Genomic DNA, 7,489 nt, shown 5'->3' with positions numbered 1-7,489 from the left:
CGGCGCCGGATCTTGCGGCGCCAGCGCCGCGCTCTTGCACCTTTCTTTCTCGGGCGAAAGAAAGGTGCCCAAAGAAAGCCCTCTCCAAGACATGCAGGGCCCTGACCAGGCGGCCTCACGGCCGCCGTCGAACAGAGGGCCCTATCACCTCATGCGGTCCCCTTGGCAACTGGTTCAGCCTTCGGCTTCACCCCACGTGGCCATGACTCACACCAAGCGATCCTGCACCTGGCAAGTTCAGACCTTGCTTTCGGCCTTTTCGCGCGGCGCGATGCCTTCCCACCCTTCTTCTGGCGAGAAGAAAGGTGGCGCCAGGAAAGCGCTCTCCCAGGCAATCAAGGCATGGCCGGACCTCCTCATCCGTCCGACGGCCCTCCCCCGGCGTGCTTGACACAAGCGCGGACGAAGTCGCGGAAGAGGGGATGGGGCCGCATGACGCGGCTCTTCAGCTCCGGATGGAACTGGCAGCCCACATACCAGGGGTGCTCGGCCACTTCCACCATCTCCACCAGGTGCTCGTCGGGCGAGAGCCCCGAGAGGGTGAGCCCGCCCTCGCGCAGGTTCTCGCGGAAGCGGTTGTTCACCTCGTAGCGGTGGCGGTGGCGCTCCTGGATCACCTCCCGCCGGTAGGCCTTGTGCGCCTTGCTGCCGGGTTTCAGCACGCAGGGCCAGGCCCCCAGGCGCATGGTGGCGCCCTTGACCTTGACCCCGCGCTGGTCCTGCATGAGGTCGACCACGGGGTGGCGCAGGCGGGTGGCGAACTCCGTCGAGTTGGCGTTCTTGAGCCCGCAGACATGGCGGGCGAACTCGATCACCATCACCTGCATGCCCAGGCAGATGCCGAGATAGGGCAGGCCGGACTCGCGGGCGTGGCGGGCGGCCAGGATCTTGCCCTCGATCCCCCGTTCCCCGAAGCCCCCCGGGATGAGGATGCCCCCCACCCCGGCGAAGGTCTCGGCCAGATTGTCGGCACTCACCTGCTCCGAGTCCACCCAGCGGATGCGCACCTTGCGCTCCTGCTCGAAGCCGGCGTGGTAGAGGGCCTCGCTGATGCTCTTGTAGGCGTCGGCCAGGCGCACGTACTTGCCGCAGACGGCCACCTCCACCTCGCGCGAGAGGCCGTGGATGGTCCCCACCAGGCGCTCGAGGGGCTCCAGGTCCTTGCTGCGCGCCTTGAGGCCCAGCTTCTCGAGCACATTGTCGGCCAAGCCCTGGCGCTCGTACTCGAGGGGCACCTCGTAGACGGACTCCATGTCCCGGGCGTCGATCACGTCCTCCAACCGCACGTTGCAGAAGAGGCCGATCTTGGCCCGGGCATCCCGGGGGATGCCCTGGTCGTTGCGGCAGACCAGGATGTCGGGCTGGATGCCGATCTCGCGCAGGCGCATGACACTGTGCTGGGTGGGCTTCGTCTTCAGCTCCCCCGCCTTTCCAATCCAGGGCAGGAGGGTGAGGTGGATGAAGACGCTGTTGCGCCTACCCACGTCCAGGGCGAACTGGCGGATCGCCTCGAGGAAGGGCAGGCTCTCGATGTCGCCCACCGTGCCGCCCACTTCCACCAGGACGATGTCCGTGTTCTTCTCGGCCCGCGCCAGGTCGGCGATGCGGCGTTTGATCTCGTCGGTGATGTGGGGGATGACCTGGACGGTGGCGCCCAGGTAGTCGCCCGCCCGCTCCCGCCGGATCACCGCGTCGTAGATCTGGCCCGTCGTGGCATTGGAGAGGCGGCTGGTGGAGATGTCGAGGAAGCGCTCGTAGTGGCCCAGGTCCAAGTCCGTCTCCGCCCCGTCGTCGGTCACGTAGACCTCGCCGTGCTGGAAGGGGCTCATCGTGCCGGGGTCCACGTTGAGGTAGGGATCCAGCTTGATGACGTTGACCTTGAGGCCGCGCAGCTTGAGCAGGATGCCCAGCGAGGCGATGGTCACACCCTTGCCCAGGGAGGAGACGACGCCGCCGGTGATGAAGACGAACTTGCTCGTGAGGCGCGGTGGGCGGGCCATGGATGCTCCTTCAGCTAGGGTCGACGCCGGGCCGGCCGCCGGCCCGCAGCAAGGCTTCGGCCCGGGCCAGGTCCTCGGGCCGGTCCACGCCCAGGGGCTGGTAGTCGACACGGACGGTCTGGATGGCGATGCCGTGCTCGAGCAGGCGCAGTTGCTCCAGCCTCTCCACTTCCTCCAGCCGGCTGCGCAGCGTCACGAAACGGGCCAGCAGCTCGGCGCGGTAGACGTAGAGGCCCACATGCTTGTGGTAGGTCGAGAGCGGAGGGTGGTCCTCCCGCGGGAAGGGGATGAGGGCCCGGCTGAAGTAGAGGGCCCGGCCGCGGGCGTCCACCACCACCTTGGCCGTGTCGGGGCTGGCCAGCTCCGCCTCGTCGCGGAAGGAGGTCACCGGCGTGGCGCAGGACAGGGCATTGTCGGCCAGCAGGGGCGCCACCGTGGCATCGATGATCTCCGCCCGCATGAGGGGTTCGTCGCCCTGGATGTTGACCACGATGGCGGCGGGCCGGCGGGCGGCCACCTCCGCCAGGCGATCCGTTCCGCTGGGATGGTCGGCCCGGGTCATCTCCACCGCGGCCCCGAAGGCGCGGGCGGCGGCGGCGATGCGCTCGTCGTCGGTGGCCACCACCAGTTCGTCCAACGATGCGGCGCCGCGGGCGGCCTCCCACACCCACTGCAGCATGGGTCGGCCCAGGAGGGGGGCCAGGGGCTTGCCGGGGAAGCGGGTGGAAGCCCAGCGGGCCGGAATGACGCCCAACACCTCCACCATGCCACACCCTTTCGCGCTCGAAACGACCTTCACACGAAGCGCCGCATGGGGCGGCGCTTCCATGGCAGAATGTCACGAACGCGCGCTAGAAAATCTCTGTGGGGTGGATGTCGGCCTGGCCGGGGGCCACGCCCCGACGCACATTCAGACCCTCGCGGGCGCAGTCCACCAGGAGCAGCCCCTCCCTTCCGCGGCAGGCCACGGTCGGCGCGAAGGGATTGACGCGGGAGCAGACGCGGCCCCGCAGCCCGCTCTCCAGCTCGACGAAGGCGCCCAGCGGCCAAGGACCGATGGCCCGGGTGAAGTCCAGGATCAGCTCCTCGTGGAATTCCCGGCGCGCCCAACCCTGGATGAGATTGAGGGCCGCCACCGGGGAGAGGGCCCGCCGGTAGCTGAGGCCGTGGGTCAGCCGTTCATAGGTGTCGCAGAGACCGATCAGCTCGGCCAGGGGATGCAGATCCGCCCCGCTCAGACCCTGGGGAAAACCGTTTCCGTTGAGCCGTTCGTGATGTTCGGCCACGGCGCGACGCACTTCGCCCGCCACGCCCGGCATCTCCTCGATGATCTCCACCCCGAAGTCCGTGTGGTGGCGGTAGATCTCGGCGGTCTCATCCACCTCATCGTGATTGAGCTGTTCCAGCGGCGCGCAGTGCAGGAGACCGATATCATGCAGAAGACCGGCAAGGACCACCCGGCGCAACTCCTCGTCTCCCGCCTGCGGCTGGCGGACCAGGGTGACGCGCAGGGCGAGGGATGCCACGTTCTGGCTGTGTCGGTAGGTGGTGGCCGAGGCCTCGCGCAGGAGGGCAAGCACGTCGAGCAGCTCCGGGTTCTCCCGGCCCGCCGATGCGATCCACGCGGCGTGCCCGCTCATGGCCTCCAGGTCCGGTCGCCCGTTGTCCTGCACCTGGCGGTAGAGGTCGAGGAGGCCGCTCTCTGCTGCCGCCTCGGCCGGACGGGCCTCATCCACGGATTGGCGCTGGTTCATCAAGCGACTGGCCAGCTGGGCGTCCACCTCGGGGGTGAGCTGCTCGCGGATGGAATCGGGCGCCACCTTCACCACGGCCATGCCGGCCTCGATGAGGCGGTTCAGCTGCCATTCGCTATGGATGACCTGGCCGGCCGCATACAAAAGAACCTGGCGCCCATCGGGGCCAGTTTCATAGATGTCGGTGGCGAGGCGACTGCCCAGTTTCAACTGGTCAACCCGCATGCTTTGAGCCATCACGATGGCGCCCATGTTGTTACCCGGCGCTCAAGTGGAGGGACACGAGTGCCGCGCCCCTCAGATCCGCACTTCTCGGTTGGGGCGGCCGAAATTGACCCCCATCCGTTCGGCATAGCGGACCGTTTGTCCTTCCGGGTCCACGTTCTTCTCACGACCCACCACTTCCGAGAAAGGCCGGGCGATGATCTCACCCCCCTCCAGCACGGCCAGATGGTTGAAACGCCCCTTGGCGATCATGCCCGCCGCCTTGATCCCGAACTTGGTGGCCAGGATGCGATCAAAGGCGATGGGCGATCCACCCCGCTGGATGTGCCCCAGGACCGTGGACCGGCATTCCAGCCCGGTCTGCTCATGTACTTTATCGGCAAGCCAATCCCCAATTCCACCCAGGCGCTCGTTGGCGTAGGTTCCCTCGGTGACATGCCGCATGACATGCAGCTCCCCGTCCTTCTCGCGGGCGCCCTCTGCCACCACGATGATGGAGAAGCTGGAACCCCGCCGGTTGCGCCGCAGGACGGCGTCCACCACCTCCTGCAGATCAAAGGGGATCTCCGGCAAGAGGATGACGTCGGCGTCGCCGGCGATGCCGGCCATGAGGGAGATCCAGCCGGCATAGCGACCCATCAGCTCCAGGATCATCACCCGATGGTGGCTGGCCGCCGTCGTCTGCAGGCGGTCCAGCGCCTCCATCGCCGTCTGCACGGCCGTGTGGAAGCCGAAGGTCAGCTCGGTGCCGGCCAGGTCGTTGTCGATGGTCTTGGGCACACCCACCACGGGAAGGCCCAGCTCGCCCAATTCGGCGGCGATCTTCATCGTGCCTTCACCGCCGATGCAGACGAGGGCGTCGAGGCCCAGGTAATGGAAATTCTTGACGAGCAAGGGCCGCAGGTCCTCCACCACCGCCTGGCCGTTGCGCACCACCGAGCGGGAGAAAGGATTGCCGTGGGAGGCGGCCCCCAGCACCGTCCCCCCCCGCGACAGCAGGCCCCGCACCTGGTCCAGGCCCAGCGGCACCACGCGCGTCGTGTCCACCAGGCCTTCCAGCCCGTTGAGCAGCCCCACCACCTCCCAGCGGTACTTGAGGATGGCGGCCTTGGTGAGGCCGCGGATGACGGCATTGAGGCCGGGGGCATCCCCGCCGCTGGTGGAGATGGCGATGCGATGGATGTCACGGGCGGTGGTGGTGGGCACCTGCTCCTCCTGTGCTGGTGTGCTGTCGCGGCGTGACCTGGATCACGCGGCGGCAAGTTAGTGAACTGCGAAGCGCGCAAGGGACCCTGCTCTAGCAAGATCAGCTTGAGGAGGATCCGGCGGATCGCCGCGTCGGGCCGTGGCCGTTTGCCATTCCCCACCTCCGGCGATAGATTGCCAACCGTTTGCACCGAAAGGCCCTGCATGTACCTGCCCAACCGCCTGCGTCCCCGCCGTCTCAGCACGAGGGAGGTACGAGTGGGCGACCTGGGGATCGGCGGCGTCAATCCGATCCGCGTCCAGTCCATGACCACCACCCCCACCCAGGACGTGTCCGCCACCGTGGCGCAATGCCTGGTCCTGGCCAAAGCCGGTTGTGAGCTGGTGCGCATCACGGCGCCCACCGTCGCCGACGCCGAGGCCCTGGGCGAGATCCGGCGCCACCTCCGCCGCCAGGGGTGCCGCGTCCCCCTCTGCGCCGACATCCACTTCAGCCCGCGTGCCGCCCTCGAGGCCGCCCGCCATGTGGAGAAAGTGCGGATCAACCCCGGCAACTTCTCGGGCCGCCCCGGCCGGGAGCTGAAAGAGATCTCCGAGCGGGAGTTCGAGCAGGGCCGCGAGGAGGCGCGCGAGGCCTTCCGGCCCCTCCTCAAGCTGCTCAAGCAGGAGGGCCGGGCCCTGCGCATCGGGGTCAACCACGGCAGCCTGTCCCAGCGCATGGTCTACCGCTACGGCGACACCACCACCGGCATGGTGGAGAGCGCTCTCGAGTACCTGGCCTTCTGCCGCGAGGAGGGCTACCACGACGTCGTCCTCTCCATGAAGGCGAGCAAGGTCCGCGTCATGATCTACGCCTACCGGGAGCTGGTGGAAGCCATGCGCGAGCAGGAGAACCACTATCCCCTGCATCTGGGTGTGACCGAGGCCGGCGGCGGCGTCGAAGGCATCCTGAAGAGCGCCCAGGGCATCGGCGCCCTGCTCGAGGACGGCCTGGGCGACACCATCCGCGTCTCCCTGACCGATCCGCCCGAGATGGAGATCTCTCCGGCGCGGGCCCTGGCCGACCTCTACTCGCGACCACGACCCGACACGCGCCTGGACTTCCCGGAATGCGGGCATGACTGGCTCTCGTGGAATCCGCGCCCCACCCACTTGACGGGGGACCGCCACAGCCGTTTCCGGGCCGGGGACGGCGCCGACTTCCCCGTCACTCTCCCCGAGGGCGCCCAGGACGTGCCCGGTCTCTCCCGGCTGCTGGACCAGCTGCCCCAGGCGGACAGCCTGCTGCCACGCACGCCCGGGGACGCCGCTCCCTGTTGCCGACGGGCGGCGGGCCGTCCCGTCAGCTTGGTGCGCTCCGACGTGGTGGAGCCCAACGTGGTGCGCCGCATCATCCCCGTGGAAGTGATCCAGGACGATGTCTCAAGCTGGGTGCCCATGATCCAGGACGTGGACGAGATCCTCCAGTTCCACCTCGTGACGCGCCAGCTGCCCCAGATCAACAGCCTGCTGCGCTTCATCCATGAACGCTTCCCGGCGGGCCGCACCCTCCTTTCCATCGAGAGCGAGCATCCCGTCGTCAGTTACCGCCTGCTCGACCTCGCCTTGCGCCGCCTGGGCAGCCGCATTCCCCTGGATTTCCTCGCCACCCGGGAGATGTGCAAGGACCCCATCGCCCTCGCCTCCATGCTCGGTTCCCTCCTCGCCGACGGCATCGTGCACAGCCTGACCCTGGCCGGGGACGTGGCCATGACGGGCAGCCGCCTCTTCGCCTTCACCGTGCTGCAGGGCGCGGGGGCGCGCCTCTTCGCCACCGAGTATGTCAGTTGCCCTGGCTGCGGGCGCACCCTCTTCGAGCTGGAGCCCACCACCGCCCTGATCCAGGAGGCGACGCGCCACCTGACCGGCCTGAAGATTGCCGTGATGGGCTGCATCGTGAATGGGCCGGGCGAGATGGCCGACGCCGATTTCGGTTACGTGGGCAGCGCCCCCGGCCGCATCGATCTCTACGTGGGCCGGGAGGTGGTGAAGCGCAACGTGCTCCAGGAGGAGGCGGTGGAGCAGCTCATCGCCCTCATCCGCGAGCAGGGGCGGTGGGTGGAACCCTGACCTCTCAACGTCCACTCGGCCTGCACAATTGCCCCTATCGAACACGGTTGTGTCACGCCAGGCGGCCCAAAGCAGGGCATGGGGGCAGCTACCCCTTCCGGCCTTCGCCCGTGGAGCGGGGGAAGGTGGCAGGCGGTGAACCCCCATCCCGGCCTTCCCCCTTGCAGGGGGAAGGGGGCGCGGTCCGCATATGTG

At 68.2% G+C, this 7,489-nt stretch carries 5 protein-coding genes; 1 reads left to right on the top strand and 4 read right to left on the bottom strand.

Annotation, left to right across the window (positions count from 1 at the left end; translation table 11 throughout):
* Positions 1–356 precede the first annotated feature (356 nt).
* The 4 genes from Q8O14_06560 to Q8O14_06545 all read right to left on the bottom strand — a co-directional run bounded on the left by Q8O14_06560 (position 357) and on the right by Q8O14_06545 (position 5,185).
* On the bottom strand, positions 357–2,000 hold the full coding sequence (locus Q8O14_06560; GenBank protein MDP2360399.1) for a CTP synthase: 1,644 nt from the start codon (positions 1,998–2,000) through the stop codon (positions 357–359).
* Between the two features lie 10 nt (positions 2,001–2,010).
* Complete coding sequence (gene kdsB / locus Q8O14_06555) at positions 2,011–2,763, bottom strand: 3-deoxy-manno-octulosonate cytidylyltransferase (protein MDP2360398.1); 753 nt, start codon at positions 2,761–2,763, stop codon at positions 2,011–2,013.
* An 88-nt stretch (positions 2,764–2,851) separates the two neighbouring features.
* Positions 2,852–4,006: an HD domain-containing protein gene (locus tag Q8O14_06550; protein ID MDP2360397.1), complete on the bottom strand. Its 1,155-nt coding sequence runs from the start codon at positions 4,004–4,006 to the stop codon at positions 2,852–2,854.
* Positions 4,007–4,051: 45 nt separating this feature from the next.
* Positions 4,052–5,185 (bottom strand): ATP-dependent 6-phosphofructokinase, encoded by a 1,134-nt coding sequence (locus Q8O14_06545; GenBank protein MDP2360396.1) that lies wholly within the window; start codon positions 5,183–5,185, stop codon positions 4,052–4,054.
* Positions 5,186–5,389: 204 nt separating this feature from the next.
* On the opposite strand from Q8O14_06545, the gene ispG reads away from it, so the two are divergent.
* On the top strand, positions 5,390–7,294 hold the full coding sequence (ispG, locus tag Q8O14_06540; GenBank protein MDP2360395.1) for a (E)-4-hydroxy-3-methylbut-2-enyl-diphosphate synthase: 1,905 nt from the start codon (positions 5,390–5,392) through the stop codon (positions 7,292–7,294).
* Positions 7,295–7,489: the final 195 nt, after the last annotated feature.

The sequence above is a fragment of the bacterium genome (assembly GCA_030685015.1).
Lineage (GTDB): Bacteria > CAIWAD01 > CAIWAD01 > CAIWAD01 > CAIWAD01 > CAIWAD01.
The sequence above is the reverse complement of the archived record's forward strand: the minus strand, read 5'-3'. Positions and strand labels throughout refer to the sequence as shown.

Coding starts and splice junctions, on each gene's coding strand:
- Q8O14_06560 (MDP2360399.1), bottom strand. CDS start 2,000: ATGGCCCGCCCACCGCGCCTCACGAGCAAGTTCGTCTTCATCACCGGC.
- Q8O14_06550 (MDP2360397.1), bottom strand. CDS start 4,006: ATGGGCGCCATCGTGATGGCTCAAAGCATGCGGGTTGACCAGTTGAAA.
- ispG (MDP2360395.1), top strand. CDS start 5,390: ATGTACCTGCCCAACCGCCTGCGTCCCCGCCGTCTCAGCACGAGGGAG.